The sequence below is a fragment of the Enterocloster sp. OA13 genome (assembly GCF_022440595.1).
In the GTDB taxonomy this organism is placed as follows: Bacteria; Bacillota; Clostridia; order Lachnospirales; family Lachnospiraceae; genus Enterocloster; species Enterocloster hominis.
In genome coordinates this window covers 4937873-4954435 of the sequence record NZ_JAKNTF010000001.1, presented here as the reverse complement: position 1 = coordinate 4954435, position 16563 = coordinate 4937873, and the positions used below count along the sequence as shown (strand labels likewise).

The 16563-nt window shown below is 49.5% G+C and carries 17 protein-coding genes; 12 read left to right on the top strand and 5 right to left on the bottom strand.

The features are described from left to right. The first annotated feature begins 105 nt into the window (after positions 1–105). The 9 genes from MCJ35_RS21915 to MCJ35_RS21875 all read left to right on the top strand — a co-directional run bounded on the left by MCJ35_RS21915 (position 106) and on the right by MCJ35_RS21875 (position 8327). Positions 106–1143, top strand: a complete 1038-nt coding sequence (locus MCJ35_RS21915; RefSeq protein ID WP_025485284.1) for an aromatic acid exporter family protein — start codon at positions 106–108, stop codon at positions 1141–1143. A 68-nt stretch (positions 1144–1211) separates the two neighbouring features. Then, entirely contained in the window at positions 1212–1640 is a 429-nt protein-coding gene (locus MCJ35_RS21910; RefSeq protein ID WP_025485285.1) for a DUF3788 domain-containing protein, read from the top strand. Positions 1641–2022: 382 nt separating this feature from the next. Then, the gene (locus tag MCJ35_RS21905; RefSeq protein WP_227796812.1) at positions 2023–3012 is read left to right on the top strand and encodes a LacI family DNA-binding transcriptional regulator; all 990 of its coding nucleotides are present in this window, start codon (positions 2023–2025) and stop codon (positions 3010–3012) included. Then, the gene (locus tag MCJ35_RS21900; RefSeq protein WP_240299654.1) at positions 3012–3323 is read left to right on the top strand and encodes a hypothetical protein; all 312 of its coding nucleotides are present in this window, start codon (positions 3012–3014) and stop codon (positions 3321–3323) included. The genes MCJ35_RS21905 and MCJ35_RS21900 overlap by 1 nt, the downstream gene beginning before the upstream one ends. Positions 3324–3746: 423 nt before the next feature. Further along, the gene (locus MCJ35_RS21895; RefSeq protein WP_025485291.1) at positions 3747–4220 is read left to right on the top strand and encodes a NanQ anomerase/TabA/YiaL family protein; all 474 of its coding nucleotides are present in this window, start codon (positions 3747–3749) and stop codon (positions 4218–4220) included. A gap of 168 nt (positions 4221–4388) precedes the next feature. Beyond that, positions 4389–5399: a 3-dehydro-L-gulonate 2-dehydrogenase gene (gene yiaK / locus MCJ35_RS21890; RefSeq protein ID WP_240299653.1), complete on the top strand. Its 1011-nt coding sequence runs from the start codon at positions 4389–4391 to the stop codon at positions 5397–5399. Positions 5400–5462: 63 nt separating this feature from the next. Further along, the gene (locus MCJ35_RS21885) at positions 5463–6515 is read left to right on the top strand and encodes a TRAP transporter substrate-binding protein (protein ID WP_008720198.1); all 1053 of its coding nucleotides are present in this window, start codon (positions 5463–5465) and stop codon (positions 6513–6515) included. 42 nt (positions 6516–6557) lie between these two features. After that, positions 6558–7037, top strand: coding sequence for a TRAP transporter small permease (locus tag MCJ35_RS21880; RefSeq protein ID WP_025485294.1), 480 nt, complete (start codon positions 6558–6560; stop codon positions 7035–7037). A 3-nt stretch (positions 7038–7040) separates the two neighbouring features. Next, complete coding sequence (locus MCJ35_RS21875; protein ID WP_227796816.1) at positions 7041–8327, top strand: TRAP transporter large permease; 1287 nt, start codon at positions 7041–7043, stop codon at positions 8325–8327. 173 nt (positions 8328–8500) lie between these two features. On the opposite strand, the gene MCJ35_RS21870 is transcribed toward MCJ35_RS21875, so the two are convergent. The 4 genes from MCJ35_RS21870 to MCJ35_RS21855 all read right to left on the bottom strand — a co-directional run bounded on the left by MCJ35_RS21870 (position 8501) and on the right by MCJ35_RS21855 (position 13174). Beyond that, positions 8501–9535 carry a threonine aldolase family protein gene (locus MCJ35_RS21870; RefSeq protein ID WP_025485296.1) on the bottom strand — a complete coding sequence of 345 codons (1035 nt, stop codon included), beginning with the start codon at positions 9533–9535 and terminating at the stop codon, positions 8501–8503. Between the two features lie 18 nt (positions 9536–9553). Then, the gene (locus MCJ35_RS21865; protein WP_025485297.1) at positions 9554–10261 is read right to left on the bottom strand and encodes an aspartate/glutamate racemase family protein; all 708 of its coding nucleotides are present in this window, start codon (positions 10259–10261) and stop codon (positions 9554–9556) included. Positions 10262–10266: 5 nt separating this feature from the next. After that, positions 10267–11676: a Na+/H+ antiporter NhaC family protein gene (locus tag MCJ35_RS21860; RefSeq protein ID WP_008720191.1), complete on the bottom strand. Its 1410-nt coding sequence runs from the start codon at positions 11674–11676 to the stop codon at positions 10267–10269. Positions 11677–11932: 256 nt separating this feature from the next. Then, a complete protein-coding gene (locus tag MCJ35_RS21855; protein ID WP_025485299.1) occupies positions 11933–13174 on the bottom strand; it encodes an aminotransferase class V-fold PLP-dependent enzyme in 1242 nt (413 codons plus the stop codon). Between the two features lie 270 nt (positions 13175–13444). On the opposite strand from MCJ35_RS21855, the gene MCJ35_RS21850 reads away from it, so the two are divergent. Genes MCJ35_RS21850 through MCJ35_RS21840 form a run of 3 tightly spaced genes read left to right on the top strand, consistent with a single transcriptional unit; the run spans position 13445 to position 15139 of the window. Beyond that, complete coding sequence (locus MCJ35_RS21850; RefSeq protein WP_025485301.1) at positions 13445–14146, top strand: Crp/Fnr family transcriptional regulator; 702 nt, start codon at positions 13445–13447, stop codon at positions 14144–14146. Further along, positions 14143–14358 carry a hypothetical protein gene (locus MCJ35_RS21845; protein WP_025485302.1) on the top strand — a complete coding sequence of 72 codons (216 nt, stop codon included), beginning with the start codon at positions 14143–14145 and terminating at the stop codon, positions 14356–14358. Before MCJ35_RS21850 ends, MCJ35_RS21845 begins: the two co-directional genes overlap by 4 nt. Continuing rightward, the gene (locus MCJ35_RS21840; RefSeq protein WP_025485303.1) at positions 14336–15139 is read left to right on the top strand and encodes a KilA-N domain-containing protein; all 804 of its coding nucleotides are present in this window, start codon (positions 14336–14338) and stop codon (positions 15137–15139) included. Before MCJ35_RS21845 ends, MCJ35_RS21840 begins: the two co-directional genes overlap by 23 nt. A 252-nt stretch (positions 15140–15391) precedes the next feature. On the opposite strand, the gene MCJ35_RS21835 is transcribed toward MCJ35_RS21840, so the two are convergent. Then, positions 15392–16555: an amidohydrolase family protein gene (locus tag MCJ35_RS21835; RefSeq protein WP_240299652.1), complete on the bottom strand. Its 1164-nt coding sequence runs from the start codon at positions 16553–16555 to the stop codon at positions 15392–15394. Positions 16556–16563: the final 8 nt, after the last annotated feature.

Below are 16563 nucleotides of genomic sequence, written 5' to 3'. Positions count from 1 at the left end.
CCATAATCTGGTAAATGTTGTAAATACAACGTTTTCGTTGTGGGCATGATTTCCAAATAAAGGGAATTACAATGAATGAAAATTGGAACCTGAAAGGATTTATTGATGAACCGTGGTTTGAATGGATTGAAAATCATAAAAATTGCAGGGGGAAGCCTTCTGTCGATGGCGGCGGCGGAATGGCTGGGGCTGAATTACGCTGCATCGGCGGCAGTGATTACCCTTTTAAGCATACATGACACGAAGCGGGAGACAATCCGTGTGATGGCAAAGCGCATGGCGGCCTTCCTTGTGGCTCTGCTGCTGGCCCCGGTGTGTTTTTACTTCCTGGGATACCGCCCCATTGCAGTCGGCGCATTTCTTCTGGTTTTTACCCCGGTATGCACATTGCTGAATGTGCAGGAGGGAATATCGGTAAGCACGGTTCTTATGACCCATTTCCTGACCGAAGGCTCGGTGTCGGCAGGCAATATTTTGAATGAGGTATTGCTTTTGCTGGTTGGAACCGGGGTGGGGGTGGCAATGAACCTCTATATGCCCGGAAAAACCGGGGTGATACGGCAGAAGCAGCACCGGATTGAGTCACAGTTCCGGTGTATCCTGGCTCAGATGGGCGATATGCTGAATGGGGATGGACAGTGCGGCGGCAATATGCGCAAACTCCGGGACTCCGGGGATGAAACAGTATTTTCCAATCTGCAGGAAATGCTGAGACAGGGGGAAGAGGATGCGTATAAGGAGATGGAAAACAGGCTGCTGGCAGAGACGAAATACTATCTGGCCTATATGGGGCTGCGGAAAAACCAGCTGTTAATCCTGCGCAGGATCCGGTCGCACCTGGAATGGTCCGATTCATTTCCGGGTCAGGCGCGGTATCTGGCCAGGCTTTTTATGTCGGTCAGCAGTTCCTTCCACGAATATAATAATGCCCGCGGGCTGCTTAAAGAACTGGAGGATGTAAAGCAGCAGATGAGGCTTCAGCCCCTTCCTGCGACCAGGGAGGAATTCGAGTCCAGGGCGGTTCTGTTCCAGGTCATGTTGGAACTGGAACAGTTCCTGGTATTAAAACGGGAGTTTGTGGACGGGCTTACCCAGAATGATATACTCAGTTTCTGGCAGGACGGTGACAATGATAACACATAATAATGACACACTGATGTCATCTTTGCTCTGATATGATTGGTAAAACAGATGAAAGTGAGGAATTGGATATGGTTTGGCATGAAACTTACCCGGCCCATTGCCAGCCGGATATGAAGCAGATTGGGGAATTTGTCAATAGCCCGTATTGGGAGCAGCTGTGCAGTTATCTGCAAAAGACATACGTCACTTCGCCCAGCATTGAATACAGCAGATGTTCCATGCAGACAGGCTGGAATGTGAAGTATAAGAAGGGGTCCAGGGCCATCTGCACTCTTTATCCGGATCATGGATATTTTATCTGTATGGTTTCCATTGGCGCCAAGGAGGCGGCTGAGGCGGAATTAATACTGAAGGGATGCTCGCCGTACCTACAGGAACTGTATGCAGGTACGGCTCCTTTTAATGGGGGAAGATGGCTCATGATAGAGGTAAGGGATAAGGAGACGCTGGAGGATGTGAAGGAAATGATTGGGGTGCGGATGAAAAAGAAGAAATAGAAGATATGGCAGAAATGGGGAAATAGCCCCGGAATGATTGGGGAGCAATGGATACGCGGGCAGGGATACGTCCAAGGAAAAAACTGGAAGACTGGTCTGCCAAGGATGAGGAGAAGGTCTTTCATGCAATCAGGGACGTGATGGCAGACATGACAGAACAGTGCGGACACGAAGGAGACGTATCTGGGCGGGACTGTTTACTATTGTCCTTTGTGCCAGCCATCGGAGGCCGGAAAGTGAGGGACACGCCCTCATTGGCGTTAAAACCGGCAGGAAACCCATTCCCAACTTTACACTTGCAGGAAAAAGGCCCCCGTGCTACAATGTTTTTAGTATAAAATCGATTGCAAAAATATTGTTACATGGGAAGGGGCAGGGAAATATGACTATATATGATATAGCCAGGATAGCCGGGGTTTCTGCCAGCACGGTTTCCCGGGTTGTGAACAATAAGCCGGGAATCAAGGAGGAAACCAGGAAGCAGATACTGGCTTTGCTGGAACAGTATGATTACAGCCCCAACGAGACTGCAAGGGGACTTGTGAACAAGGCCAGCCGGATGATAGGGATACTGATTGCGGATATCCGGTATGCGCATCATGTGGATATCGCATATTATATCGAGGAAGAGATGGGTAAGCATGGATATTGCAGCCTGATCCTCAATACAGGGCTTACGGATGACAAGAAAGTGGATGCGGTGAAGGTGCTGGAGCAGAGGCGTGTGGACGGGGTCATACTGGTGGGCTCCACCTTTCAGTGTGAGGCGGTGAAACGGGCATTGGAAAGCGGTCTTTCAAAGGTTCCGGTGGTGATTACCAACGGTTATCTGGACCTTCCCAATGTAAAGGGAGTATTGGTGGACGAGAGGGAAGGCGTGGAGCACTGCGTGGAAATGCTCACCGCCAAAGGCCATGAAAAGCTGGCATTTGTCCTGCCTAACCACACCCCAAGCAACCTCTCCAAACAGCAGGGATTCATACAGGGCATGGAAAAAAAAGGCTGGAAAAGGGAAGGACTGTGGCTTTATGAATGTCCCACTACCCTTGAGGACGGGTATGCCATGATGGAACGGATCCTGGAGGAACACCCGGATGTGGAGGGGGTTATCTTCGGGGAGGATTTGTCAGCGGTCAGCGCAATCCGTGTCCTGCACGACAGGAAGGTACAGGTGCCTGGGCAGGTAGCGGTGATGGGCGTGGATAACTCCAAGTATTGTGATATCTGCTATCCAAAGCTTACCTCCCTTAATAACCGCCTGTTGGAAATGAGCCTGGAAGCAGCCAGGATTCTTCTCGACAGTCTGGAGGGAAGGGAAAATCCTGATAAAATCATGTTGTTTTCGCGTATTGTGGAGCGGGAAAGCACTTGATGGGTGGGATGTACGCGGATGCATGTGGATGTATGCGTATGTGCGCGTATGTACGTAGGAAATACGGGAGATGCGGACGTGAGATGGGGACGCAGAGGCAGATGGAAGACGCGGATGGAGGACAGAGCCGCAGAGACAGATGGAAGACACGGACGGAGGACAAAGCCGCAGAGGCAGATGGAAGACGCGGATGGAGGACAGAGCCGCAGAGGCAGATGGGAGCCGCGGACGGAGGACAAAGCCGCAGTGGTAGATGGGAGCCGCGGACGGAGGACAAAGCCGTAGTGGTAGATGGGAGCCGCGAAGGGTGATAGCGGCGATATCATTAGCGGTTCAGGAAATGATGGTAATAGGACAGGAGTGTACGTGTTGACGCGTGGCTCCTGTTTTTTGTGGTCAAATATCTGGTATTGGATTATGGGGGAATGGGGGAATGCGATGGGGGGAATGCGATGGGGGATGAGCGGTGAGGTAAATAAATATATATAAATCAGAGTATAAGATAAATGCATGCAATAAATATATCGATTGCGGTACTTCTGCAAAATAAAATGCCTTAAAATACTGAAAAATAACCGAAAAAGTAATATTGCACAAAATTAGTTAATAAAATACGTAAAATAAGACAATAAAAAGGCACTTGAAATCAATAAACGCTTATGATATTATTAAAACAGGGTTAGCAATCGATTGCAAAACAAGAAGCCAATTTAATGAAAAAGAAAGAGGTACATATGATTTTAGGACATATTGATGCAGTGGAATGTGGAGCATGTAACCTGGAACAGATACAAAAGGCCATTGCATACTGCAGGAATACGGACGCATCCTTGATGAAGGATGGGAGGTATCCGCTGGAGAGTAAGGATTTCATGGTATCAATAAATGAACGCAGGACCGGAAAAAAGGAGGAGAGGATGCCGGAGGTCCATAAGGAATGTGCAGAACTGCATTATATGGTTTCCGGCCGGGAATACATCGGATATTATCCGGATTTTGGCGATAACCAGGTGCGTATGGATTGCCTGAGGGAAAAGGATGCATTATTTTACGAAGAAAATCCCGGTTCCGTGGAAGTGATGCTTCCAATGATGCCAGGTTCCTATGCCATATTTTTCCCCAATGATGTCCACCGCCCGTTCTGTCAGATGGATGAACCGGAGGATGTGAAAATGATTGTTATAAAGATACAGATGAATACCTTATGACAGGTATTTTGTCAATAGCGTCTAATCATGAACTTATAATGAACAGCAGCAGGGCATGTTGAAACACCAGGAGGCAGGCTCTTTTATTAAGAACATTTTAGCAATCGATTGCAAAATTAAAGAAACAATTAGCAGGATGCAATCGGCCAAACATAAAACCAGGAGGATATGAAGATGAAGAGAGTTCCCTATGAGACAATGGTTAACGAATTTAAGAGGGTTCTTGTGAAGAAGGGATTCACGGAGGACCGGGCAGAGGCCGCGGCTGTGATTTTCGCACAGAACAGCCTTGCGGGTGTTTACTCCCATGGCCTGAACCGTTTCCCGAGAGTGGTGGAATATCTGGAGAAGGGGGAGATTGACCCGGATATCGTGGCTGAATGTGAACTGCAGATGGGAGCATTTGAGCGCTGGAACGGACACAGGGGGTTTGGTCCGCTGAATGCCAGGCTGGCAATGGACAGGGCCTGTGAACTGGCGAAGGAGTATGGTATCGGGTTGGTTGCACTGGGCAACAACAACCACTGGATGAGGGGCGGGAGCTACGGCTTCCAGGCAGCGGACCAGGGATGCATCGGAATCTGCTGGTCCAACACATGCCCCAACATGCCTGCCTGGGGCGGCAAGGACCGGAAAATCGGCAACAATCCAATCATTTTCGCGGTCCCAAGAAGCAACGGACAGCATGTTGTGATTGACTGTGCTGTTTCCCAGTTCTCCTATGGCAAGATTGAGGACTGCAAGTTAAAGGGAATCCAGCTTCCCGTGCCGGGGGGATATGACACCAGGGGCAACCTGACCACGGACCCGGCTGAGATTGAAAAGACCTGGAGGGTGCTTCCCATGGGCTACTGGAAAGGAAGCGGAATCTCCATTGCGCTGGATTTAATCGCCACGGTGCTGACCAACGGCAATTCCGTGCAGCAGATTGGGACATTCGGGGATGAGGTTGGGCTGACACAGATCATGATTGCCATTGACCCGGCAAAGGCAAACAGCGTAAACGTGACCGATGGGATTGTGGACAGGATTGTTGCGGATATTAAGTCCTCTGAGCCGGCGGATGAGGGCGGGAAGGTACTTTACCCAGGCGAGCCTGAATCCCTGACCATAAAGGATAACCTGGCCAATGGTATTCCGGTCATTGAGGAGAAATGGAATCAGGTACTTGCAATGTAATACAGATGAGCGGATACCATACATCCGCTGGGTAATCAGGCATGGAGAAGGGAAGGTTTGGATATGAAAAGGAAAATAGCGTTATTGCTGGCAGCAGCCATGACCGTCATGACATTCACGGGCTGCTCATCCTCAACGTCATCAGAGGATGGAAAGCCGAAGCCCGAGCTGAATATCATTGTTGCACACAATCAGACTTCGATGGAGAACCCCTACACAAAGGCCGCAATCCGTTTTAAAGAAGCCTTGGAGGAGGTGTCGGGAGGAAGGGCCACGGCAACCCTCCATCACGGCACCCTGGGTGAAAATGAATCCGAGCTGGTGGAGAAGCTGGAAATGGGGGCCGTCCACCTGACCGTGGCATCCCCCGGTTTCATGACACTTTTGGGAGTAAAGGAAATCGACATGTTTTCCCTTCTTTACCTGTTTGACAGCTTTGACCACTGGGAGGCGTGCGTGGACGGCCAGTTCGGCCAGGACATGAACCGTCTTCTGGCGGAAAAGACCGATGACCGTTTCCGCATCATGGGCTATTGGACCAGCTCGGTCAGGGATTATTATGGAAAGAAGACCGTCATAGGCCCGGAAGATTTAAAGGGCATGACCATCCGTACCCAGAGCACTCCGGTTGTCCAGGAATTCTTTAAAAGCTGCGGCGCCATCCCCACCTCTGTTGCCTGGGGCGAGCTTTACCAGGCATTAAGCCAGGGCGTGGTGGATTCCGCTGAAAACGACTACACCAGTTTCCGTTTAAAGGAGCACCATAAGACAGATAACGGCAGGTACATAAGCGAGACACACCATGACTATACCACCAGGCTTTTCCTTACCACGGGCCAGTTCTACAATGCGCTGACCGAGGAGCAGAGGGGATGGTTTGACGAGGCCTGCCGCATTGCTACCGAGGAGAACCGACGGGTTACCTATGACATGTTTGAAGAATCCAAGGAAAAGGTCATAGCGGACGGGGCGCAGGTAACTGATTTCGCGGACGTGGACATTGATGCATTTAAGGCAATCGCCATCCCCATCCAGGACAGGTTTGCTGCTGAAAACCATATGGAGGATTATCTGGCAATGATCCGGGAGGAAGGGAAAAGGCTTCAGGACAGGTAGCAGAGGCCAGCCGGAAGTCCATGACAAGGAGGATGAAAAACCATGAAAAAGATGTTGGGTTATATGCAAAAGGTGCAGATTGCAGCAGGAGGGATATTCTTAAGTATATTCCTGATCAGTGTAGTGATACAGATGGGATGCCGGTATGCGGGCGTAGCGGCTATCTGGACAGAGGACGTTTCCATGTATGCGTTTATCTGGGCTGCCTTTATGGGGGCAGGGGCCATGGTCTATGAGAAGAGGCATTTTGCATTCACATCGGTCAGTGACATGATGAAGAATGAAAGGGTAAAACGGGTGATTTCCTTTGGGATTGCAGTTGTGATGCTGACATTTGCAGTGCTGATGTTCTGGTACGGCTGTAAGATCACAAAGCAGTTCTGGAATTACCGCTGGGTCAGCATACCGGATTTTAAGAGAGGGCCGACATGGCTGTGCATCCCTGTGTGCGGCGCCACATCCATCCTTTATCTGGCAGGGCAGATTGTGGATGACGTGAAATCACTGATAGGAGGTAAGTAAATCATGCAGATATTACTGGTGGTCTTATTCATAGCATTTGTGGTACTGGGAGTACCCATTTCCTTCGCCCTTGGATTTGTTTCCTTTGCCGGGATTGCCGCGCTCCCCATCATACCGAACAGTGTTGTATTCACGAAAATGTTCAACGGCCTTAACAGCTTTACCTTGCTGGCGGTGCCGCTGTTCATCCTGGCAGCCAACCTGATGAACGAAGGAGCCATATCGGACCGGCTCATCGACGTATGTTCTGCTTCAGTGGGACATGTGCGGGGCGGCCTGGCCCATGCCAACATTCTTGTGTCCATGATTTTTGCAGGCATATCCGGTTCCTCACAGGCAGATACGGCTGGTGTGGGAAAAATCCTGATTCCGGCCATGGAAAAACAGGGGTATGACAAGCAGACCGCGGTAGGCGTGACAGCAGCTTCCTCCACACTGGGTTCCATCATACCGCCCAGCATCACCATGGTGGTATTTGCAGGCATTGCCAATGTGGGTACAGGCGCCCTGTTCATGACCGGGCTGATTCCAGGAATCATGCTGGGACTTGCCATGATGGGGGTCGTGGTATTCTATTCCAAGAAAAAGAATTTCCCCAAGGGTGAGCGCATCCCAACCCGGGAAATCCTGCGCCAGGTATGGAGTTCTTTTCCTGCCCTGATGACGCCTGTCATCCTGATCGGCGGTATTGTGACCGGATGGTTCACTCCCACGGAGTCCGCGGCAGTGGCCTGCGTCTATGCCCTGATTATCGGGATTTTCTTCTACAAGACAATTAAAATCAGACGGATTCCGGCTATCCTGGTTGAAACCATGAAGCTGTCCTCCCTGTCCCTGTTTGCCCTGGCAACAGCCAACGCACTGGGGGAACTGCTGAGTTACTATCAGCTGAATGCGGCAGTACAGGGATTTTTCGTGGGAATGCCCGGAGGAAAGCTTTTGTTCCTTGTGGTGGTGGTTTTATTCTTCATGTTTGTGGGGACTTTTATGGATGCGGTACCGGCCATGATCCTGTTTGTACCCATTATCCTGCCGTCCGCAACCGCCCTTGGTATCAGCCCCATCATCCTTGGATTGATTGTGGTGGTTACCCTGGCCCTTGGGCTGGTGACCCCGCCCTACGGCCTGTGCCTGCTTCTGGCCGGTTCCATCAGCGGAATCAGCATTGAGGATTCATTTAAGGGCGTGCTTCCTTATTTCTTATCTTCGCTGGCAGTGCTGGTGCTGATGATGGTGTTCTCGGACGTGTTTCTGGCAATACCGACGGCGCTGTTCCCCAATTTGTTTTAAGGAAATGGAGTAATGACTGTAAAATAATGACTGCCGGTTAAGCGGTATGCTCTTTTGAAGGGAGCAGATGCGTTAACCGGCAGTTGTGTTTTATATAATCAGATCCGTTAATCGGCAGCCGCCTTTTATTGATCAGATCCGTTAACCGCCAGCCGCCTTTTATAGGACCAGCTTCATAATGTATGGATATACTCCTGGATTAACCGGATTACCTGGTCCAGTGAGCGGCGCGGCGTATCGTGGCTTGTGACAAAGCGGTATTCGTCACCAAGTATCCCGTAAACTTTTGCACCCTTTTTATCCATGTAATCCACGAATCCATGGGAGGTGAATCCTTTGATATCTGTTTTCCAGAATACCATGTTAATCTGTATCCGGTCCATGTCCGCGTATATGCCGGGGATTTCATTTAAACGCTCTCCCAGATACTTTGCATTATCATGGTCCTCCTTAAGCCGTTCCACCATGTCCTCAAGGGCCAGGACCCCGCAGGCGGCTATGACCCCGGCCTGGCGCATGCCGCCGCCCAGGGCTTTCCTGTTGGCCCGCGCCTTTTCTATGAAATCTTTTGTCCCGCACAGCAGTGAGCCGACAGGGGCGCACAGGCCCTTTGAGATACAGAACATGACGGAGTCCGCGCAGGCAGCAATTTCAGCGGCGTCAACCCCAAGGGCCAGGGCCGCGTTAAAAATCCTGGCGCCGTCCAGGTGGACCGGGATATGATGGTCATGGGCTGTCCCGCAGGTACGGCGGAGTACGTCCATGGGTACAACGGTCCCGTTGCAGAGTGCATTTTCCACACACACCAGTCCTGTTGCGGGAAAATGGGCGTCGTGTTCCGGGCGTTTTAAGCTTATTACATCTTCCGCTGTCACGGTTCCATCCTCGCGGTCCGTCAGCGCGTATCCCACACCGGACAGCCTGGCAGGCGAGCCGCATTCATAATGTATGATGTGGCAGTTCCTGTTGGCGATGATTTCCTGGCCTGGCGTGGTATGTGTCATGACGGCAAGCTGGTTTCCCATTGTGCCGGATACCACAAACAGCGCGGCTTCCTTGCCCATCCTCCGGGCAGCCATTGTTTCCAGCTGGTTGACGGTTGGGTCATCTCCATATACATCATCTCCCACAATGGCATCCTTCATGGCCTGCCGCATGGCCATGGTGGGCTGTGTTACCGTATCGCTCCTTAAATCAATCCAATACATGGTTCCTCCGTTTCTGGTTCAGTACCTGGGGGGATGGACGCTGTATTCCAGCAGGTTAGCAGCGGAAATGGTATCAAAGACAGGAAGCCTGAGTTCTTCTGCTAGTGCAGAGGAATAGGTTGCCAGGTTGCTGCATTCAAATATGACTGCCCGCAGCCCCGGCGTTTTTTCACGCAGCTTTCTCCCTGCCTCCAGTACATCCTTAAGCATTGCCTCCCTGTTGAGGTGCAGGCCGCCATCGATGACAATTTCATGGAAATGTTTCTCATCTTCCATTCCCTGTATGGAAATCTCCATATCTTCGTTCCATCCTGAATTTATAAGATGCTGCTTACCCAATAATTTTGAGTGTCCGGTTATGATGCCGATTGCCCCATGGCGGCCGATCAGCTGCCATACCGTCGGTATCAGGCAAAGGGAAGATCCGGCAAATAATACGCCCAGTTCTTTTCCAAGGCAATCCTGATAAAGCGACATCATGCCGCAGTCCCCTATGATGGCCCGGATTCCCAGCCGGGCCAGGTTCTGTCCTGCTTTTAGTATTGCAGCTTTTATCCTGTCAGAGCCGGTAATCAGATCGGCAAAACCGCCCTCCACAATCTCATACCGCACCTGGTAGGAAAATGATTCCCCGTTTCCTGCATCCCCCGGAATCCTCGGGGTTTTCGTGGAAAATACAAGGATTCCGATATGCTGGCCGTAAAAGGCCTGACCTGTCTCAATCATCCTCCTCAATCCCCCTTGGCAGCCTTTTTCTTTACCGGGCCATGGGTGCGTCCCCATCCGGTCAGGATGGAAAACAGCATCACGGCGCCCAGCGCCCAGCCGTGGAAGGAGAACAGGACCATATAGTTCACTGAGAAGTTGACTGGCGCGCCGGAACCATTGGCGAACATGAAGGTAAGCAGGGGAGCAAAACTGTATGGAATCAGGCACATGGACACACAGGACACGGCATCCAGGATGTTGGCGCTGCGGTCAGGGGATATATTATGGGTTTCCACCAGCAGCTTCTTGGCAATGGGCCCTTCCATGACGATAACCACGCTGTTTGCCACTGTCAGCAGGCAGAGTATGATATCAATCAGTGCGATTACAAGTTCAGAGGAGCGGTCATCTTTGGTATATTTGGAAAGGGCGTTAATCATCCACTCAAAGAAACCGCCTTTATCCAAAAGGTTGATAAGGCCCATCAGCAGCATGGCAAAGACTGCGATGTCAATAAGGCTCTGGATGCCTTCCACCAGGATGCCGCTGACCACAAATTCATTCATGTCAACCACTAACAGCCTGGACAGAGGAAGCAGTCCCGTTACAAGGCCAAGGAGGATTCCAAAGGAGCCGGCTGTCATGAGGGCAACAATCAGATGGACATTACGGTACATTAAAACAATCAGCAGGGCCGGCACCAGCAGCATGATAAGTCCCTTTGGCGCAATGTCGCCGATGAATGATAAATCAGGCTCGCCGGATGTCCCGATTCCCCCGAAGATGACAAACAGGACCATGGCAATGACCGCTGCCGTCAGGGCGTATTTTAACCTGGAACGGACCACATCTGAAACATCGATTCCCTGTGTGTAGGCAGAAGCAATGGTCGTATCCGATACAGGGGCGATGTTATCGCCAAAGTAGGCCGCACTTACAATCGCGGCTGCCATGACCGGGGGATTGGCGCCCAATGCAACGCCCACCGGATATAAAATAGGCGCCAGTGCAATCACTGTTCCCAGGGCCGTACCGGTTGCCGTGGAAAGCAGGCTTCCGCATATGAAGGTTATCAGCGGGAAGAACCTTCCCTTCAGGCCTGCATTGATGCTTAGCCAGATCAGGCCCTGGATCAGCCCTGTCTCTTTCATGAGCTGTGCCACGATGCCTGCCAGGAACCATGCCATCAACATGATGGATACCATTTCTGAGGACATTCCCTGTATAAGGGTTTCGGCGCATTGGGTTGCATTTTTAGACATAAGAAGCGCTGTCAGGACCGCGGCCAGCGTGGGCGCCCAGAAGGCCATGGGCATGGCCTTGCCTGAAACAGACAGCAGTATGATACCTATGAACAACACAATAAATGGAGACACTAAACCAAACATTCCACCCCGAAACTGTATTTTATCTTCATTTGTCTTCGTAAACATAACTTACCCCCTTCTGGTAAGCTCATTGCTGAGCATTACAACACTAAGTTCCCCAAAACTTAAAGTCAGAAAAACAAAATTCAATAAAATTATTTCATGGGCTGCAACCATTAGGATTATTATAGCAGACCATCGGATGATTTTCTGTAAACTAACTTACAAAACCGGGCCATGTTTGTACGTTGGGATCATAAAAAACAAGGCAGGGGCAAAACAGCATATGCTGCGTGCCCCTGCCTGCCCTTCATTCTCTGTATTACTTTTTATAATCCGGATCCCGTCCGATTTCAGCAATGAGTTCCTTCATTCCTGAAATCATGTTATCAATATCCTCCTTGTTGTTGAAATACTGGCAGGAAATGCGGAAACCGCCAATATAGTCGGTAAAACGCTGTGCAATAAAGATTTTTTTCCCATGGAGTTTCTTCAATATCATGCGATCCACATCCAGGTCGTCATACAGCCTTGCAATCACGATCCCGCCAAAATGTCCGGGATCCCTGTGGGTGATGAGGGTGCCGCCGATTTCCTCGATACGGTCCATACAGTAGGTGCTGATTTCACGTATCCGCGCTTCTATGTTCTCAATCCCGATTTCGTTGACAAGCCCCAGGGACTCGCCAAGTGCAATGGCGCCTGTGTAGTTGGATGTCCCGCCTATTTCAAACTTGCGTGCTGTCTGGTCGAAGGTCCAGTTGTTAACGGACGGTGCGCTTGGATTTTCCCAGTAAGCGCCCCAGCCGCCCTCGGGGACCGTTGTGTTCAGATATCCTGCGTAGCTTTGTTTTAACTTGGGCAGGGTTTCTTTGTTGACATAGAGCACACCGGTTCCGTACGGGGAGTTCAGCCATTTGTGGCCTCCTGCCGTGAGGATATCAATGTGGCATGCCTTTGTATCTATCTTGGTAACGCCCAGCTGCTGCACCGCATCCACAACCAGCATGATACCCTTTTCTTTGCAGAAATCACCGATATCCTTTAAATCCATCTGCCAGCCATTACACCATTCCAGGGTGGAGATGACAATGATTTTCGTGTGTTCATCTGCGAGGGCGGCAAAATCCTTTGCCGTGAAGCGGCTGTCCGGCGTTTTGCATACGCGGATTTCAAATCCCTTTTCTTCCCTCATCACACACCATGGCAGCGCTACCTGGATAAATTCCAGATTCGTTGTGATGATATTGTCATCCTTATCCAAATCAATTCCTTGGGCGGCAATATTGAGTCCATGGGACGTGCTCTCCACAAGCGCGATTTCCTCTTCATCTGCGTTTAACAGCCTGCATGCTTCCACATAAGCCTTATGCCGCAGGGAATCCATGGCAATATGATGTGCACTGGAATTGGCCTCATCCTGGCGGGCAGTCATGTCTGCAAATGCCTTGACAGCCCTGACCGTTCTCTGTGGGGCAAAGCTTACGCACGCCGCGTCTAAAAACGTCATGGTCTCCAGAACCGGCCATTCCTCTTTTCGTATCTGTTCCCAATTAACACCCATGTTACAATCCTCCTGATCTGTTTGATTTGTTTTGCTGTATGACAGCGTAATCTGCCATCGGTTGCAGCCCATGCAGATTTTATTTTCACCTCCTGCTTCCTGTTCTGAACTTTGCTTTTGTAGTTCCAATCTTAGCCTGTTTTTTAGGCAAATTCTATAAAGTACTTTACAAAATCCTACTTTAATTTGATTTTATGCCCTATTCATAGTATAATTTTTTTTAAATTCGTAATTTTTAGACACTTATCCATCAACGAAAGGAGAACCGATATGCAAAAGACCTGGGCTGAAGATACATCCCCCTGGATTAATATGGATATTTCATACTGGAATGCCCTGATTAAGGGCCGCAAACCTGCCATGTTCCGTAAAAAGGCTTTTTTATTCCATCAGGGCGACCCGGCGGATGCCGTGTATATTGTCCTTTCAGGCCGGATCCGCATCACTTCCTATCAGATTGATGGAGAAGAGAAGCAGTTTTATATTGCAGAAAAAGGATGTCTCATAGGCGAGGCATCCTGTATACTCGGACATCCGCATAGCACCTCGGCGGTGGCTATCGTTGACACGGAGGTATATTGTATTCCACATGTGGAGCTGGAGGCGGGAATGAAGGCTGACTGGGAGCTGACCCGGACCGTGATGCGGATGATGTGCCGTAAAAACAGTATCTCATTCAACCAGGTCCTGGAACTGAGCTTCACCCAGTCGGTCCAAAGGGTTGCACAGCTGGTTGTCCATCTGTGTAATCAGTACGGCGTAAAGGAGGACACAGGGGCTGTCCGCATTGATATACGCTTTACACACCAGGATGTGTCCAGCATGATTAATACCAGCAGGGTGACGGTCAGCAATGTGTTCTCCCTGTTTGCGGATGAGGGAATCCTGGAAAAGGTAAACGGGCTGTTTGTGGTGACGGATTTTGGAAAACTGGAAAGTCTGGCAAGCGGGGAAGAGGAGCTGGCTTTGTGAGGTGGCGGGAGGGGATTGGTGTTTTTATCCTGGCTTTTTCATTTCAGGTTTTTCATTTTGGTTCATTCTACCCCTTGCACTGTATGTTGGTAAATAGTATACTGAAAAAAGAACATATGTTCTTTGCTGCGGTTGGATATGAAAGTTTTAATTCCCTCGATTTCGGGGGAATTAAAAAGGCGGGTAGATATGGGGAAGATGCAGATAGATGATACAGAGATATCAGTTATATCAATAAGTAAGGAAGATTATATTTCGTTAACTGATATGGTAAGGAAATTAGAGAATGGATTATCTTTAATTGAAAAGTGGTTAAGAAATAAGAACACCTTAGAATTTCTGGGAATTTGGGAAGAGATGTATAATTCAGAATTTAATACGGCTGAGTACCACATGATTATGGGTGAAGCGGGTCTGAACCGTTTTGTTATGTCTGTAAAGCAGTGGGTTAACCGGACGAACTCAAAGGGTATTGTTGCAAAGGCAGGAAGGTATGGCGGGACATATGCCCATCGTGATATTGCTTTTGAATTTGCTTCGTGGGTATCACCGCAGTTTAAACTATATCTTGTTAAGGAATTCCAACGGTTAAAAGAACAGGAGCAAAGGCAGTTGGGCTGGAGTGCAAAGAGGGAACTTGCTAAAATAAATTATAGGATTCATACAGATGCAATAAAACAAAACCTGGTTCCTCCATTATTGACAAGCCAGCAGATATCTTATATTTACGCAAATGAAGCGGATGTACTGAATGTGGCATTATTCGGCATGACTGCAAAAGAATGGCGGGAAAAGAATCCTGGCAGGAAGGGAAATATCAGGGATTATGCTTCAATCAATGAGTTGATTTGTCTATCAAATATGGAAAATATCAATGCAGTCCTTATTCATGATGGATATGAGCAGAAGGAATGGCTCATAAAATTAAACAGGATAGCAATTCAGCAGATGACCATACTGGAAGAGCAGAATGCTGGCAAACGGTTGGAGTAAGATAAGAAGAGGGATACAAACTGCCCCCGGATGAAAATCAGTGTTTTCCATCCGGGGGCAGCCGTCCACAATCAGCTTTTCACAGGCTCCCTGCTTTTCCATCATGCCCTTAAAAAGTTGAGGACTTCACCGGTGCGGGTGGGTTCAGGGCCTTTGCTGGTGATGAAGCAGGGGATTTCCATCATGCCGTCATAGAGACAAGGTTATCTGTTACCCGCTCTCCTTTTTACCCATATCATATATTTTAGGAACCTACAGGAAGAAATCCGCCTGACAGAAATTGATTTCCCCTGCACACATTGTCAGCTGCGGAACCAGCAGGGAATTACTTACCAGTTCTTCATCCTTAAAATCCTTTTGGACAAAAGAAAGCTGTTTTTCTTTCAGAATAACAATATCTGCATCAGCTCCCGGCTGCAGGGTACCGATTTTTCCTTCCATTCCCATGATTTTTGCAGGCGCCGCGGTTACGGTATGCAGCACATCCATGAGATTCATGCCCATGGTAATATATTTTGCCATGACAGATGGAAGATTCTTGGTATAGGGAGGAATGTTGAATTTATCAATGGTCAGGTCGGTGCTGATTATATCAGGCAGGAATCCCGCCTTCAGGGCCTGTTTGGCTGTTGCCACCCCAAAATTGCCCCGGCCATTGGCCGCGTCAAAAATCACACCTTTCTTTCTTGCCTCTAATATGCCGGGCCATATCTGCCCGTCTTCCATCACGATGGTATTGCCCGCCCCCTGGAAGCAGTGGCAGAAGATATCCCCCGGCCTCAGGCAGCCTGCCAGTTCACTGGCGGAAATGGGGGAATTGGTGGTATGTACGCATACCCTGAGGGAGGTTCCAAGCCTTTCATCCAGTTCCTCAGCTAGTTCTATGACCCGCTTCAGATAGTCCAGTCCCTTATCATCGGGCACGACACCTTTGGAGAGGCGGATTTTAAGTCCCAGGATATTGTCCCTGTATTTGTCAATCACACGCTCCATCCTGGCAAGATTGATGAGTTCCGGATTAAAATCCTCGCAGAGCTTGAAATCCAGCTGCCCGCCGGAATATGTGGTCAGGAAACCCTTGATCCTCATTGTGGACTGGGCAATCACGGATTTATAAAATGACTCGTATGTGACCGTACCCGCAGACCCTGCATCCACTGCGGCAGTGGTTCCCTGGGATATCATGAAATCCGGCCTTATACAGGAACCGCTTCCCTCATAGAATATGTGGGTGTGGAAGTCGATCAGTCCCGGCGCCACGATACAGCCGGAGGCATCGATGATATGTCCGCATTCCACCTGTTCCCCGTCCGGGTCCGCAATTCTTGTATTGCAGACCACAATATCCTTAATCTCATCTGCGCCTGTATACGGATCCATGACCCGCCCGCCGCGAATAATAAAATCAGCTCTCATAGTTTACC

What these genes read in the sequence shown, in the direction of transcription:
- MCJ35_RS21910 (WP_025485285.1), top strand. Translation starts at nt 1,212, where the DNA reads ATGGTTTGGCATGAAACTTACCCGGCCCATTGCCAGCCGGATATGAAG.
- MCJ35_RS21860 (WP_008720191.1), bottom strand. Translation starts at nt 11,676, where the DNA reads ATGTTTACGAAGACAAATGAAGATAAAATACAGTTTCGGGGTGGAATG.
- MCJ35_RS21875 (WP_227796816.1), top strand. Translation starts at nt 7,041, where the DNA reads ATGCAGATATTACTGGTGGTCTTATTCATAGCATTTGTGGTACTGGGA.
- MCJ35_RS21865 (WP_025485297.1), bottom strand. Translation starts at nt 10,261, where the DNA reads ATGATTGAGACAGGTCAGGCCTTTTACGGCCAGCATATCGGAATCCTT.
- MCJ35_RS21895 (WP_025485291.1), top strand. Translation starts at nt 3,747, where the DNA reads ATGATTTTAGGACATATTGATGCAGTGGAATGTGGAGCATGTAACCTG.
- MCJ35_RS21885 (WP_008720198.1), top strand. Translation starts at nt 5,463, where the DNA reads ATGAAAAGGAAAATAGCGTTATTGCTGGCAGCAGCCATGACCGTCATG.
- yiaK (WP_240299653.1), top strand. Translation starts at nt 4,389, where the DNA reads ATGAAGATGAAGAGAGTTCCCTATGAGACAATGGTTAACGAATTTAAG.
- MCJ35_RS21870 (WP_025485296.1), bottom strand. Translation starts at nt 9,535, where the DNA reads ATGTATTGGATTGATTTAAGGAGCGATACGGTAACACAGCCCACCATG.
- MCJ35_RS21900 (WP_240299654.1), top strand. Translation starts at nt 3,012, where the DNA reads ATGGGTGGGATGTACGCGGATGCATGTGGATGTATGCGTATGTGCGCG.
- MCJ35_RS21850 (WP_025485301.1), top strand. Translation starts at nt 13,445, where the DNA reads ATGCAAAAGACCTGGGCTGAAGATACATCCCCCTGGATTAATATGGAT.
- MCJ35_RS21855 (WP_025485299.1), bottom strand. Translation starts at nt 13,174, where the DNA reads ATGGGTGTTAATTGGGAACAGATACGAAAAGAGGAATGGCCGGTTCTG.
- MCJ35_RS21905 (WP_227796812.1), top strand. Translation starts at nt 2,023, where the DNA reads ATGACTATATATGATATAGCCAGGATAGCCGGGGTTTCTGCCAGCACG.
- MCJ35_RS21915 (WP_025485284.1), top strand. Translation starts at nt 106, where the DNA reads ATGAACCGTGGTTTGAATGGATTGAAAATCATAAAAATTGCAGGGGGA.
- MCJ35_RS21835 (WP_240299652.1), bottom strand. Translation starts at nt 16,555, where the DNA reads ATGAGAGCTGATTTTATTATTCGCGGCGGGCGGGTCATGGATCCGTAT.
- MCJ35_RS21880 (WP_025485294.1), top strand. Translation starts at nt 6,558, where the DNA reads ATGAAAAAGATGTTGGGTTATATGCAAAAGGTGCAGATTGCAGCAGGA.
- MCJ35_RS21840 (WP_025485303.1), top strand. Translation starts at nt 14,336, where the DNA reads ATGGGGAAGATGCAGATAGATGATACAGAGATATCAGTTATATCAATA.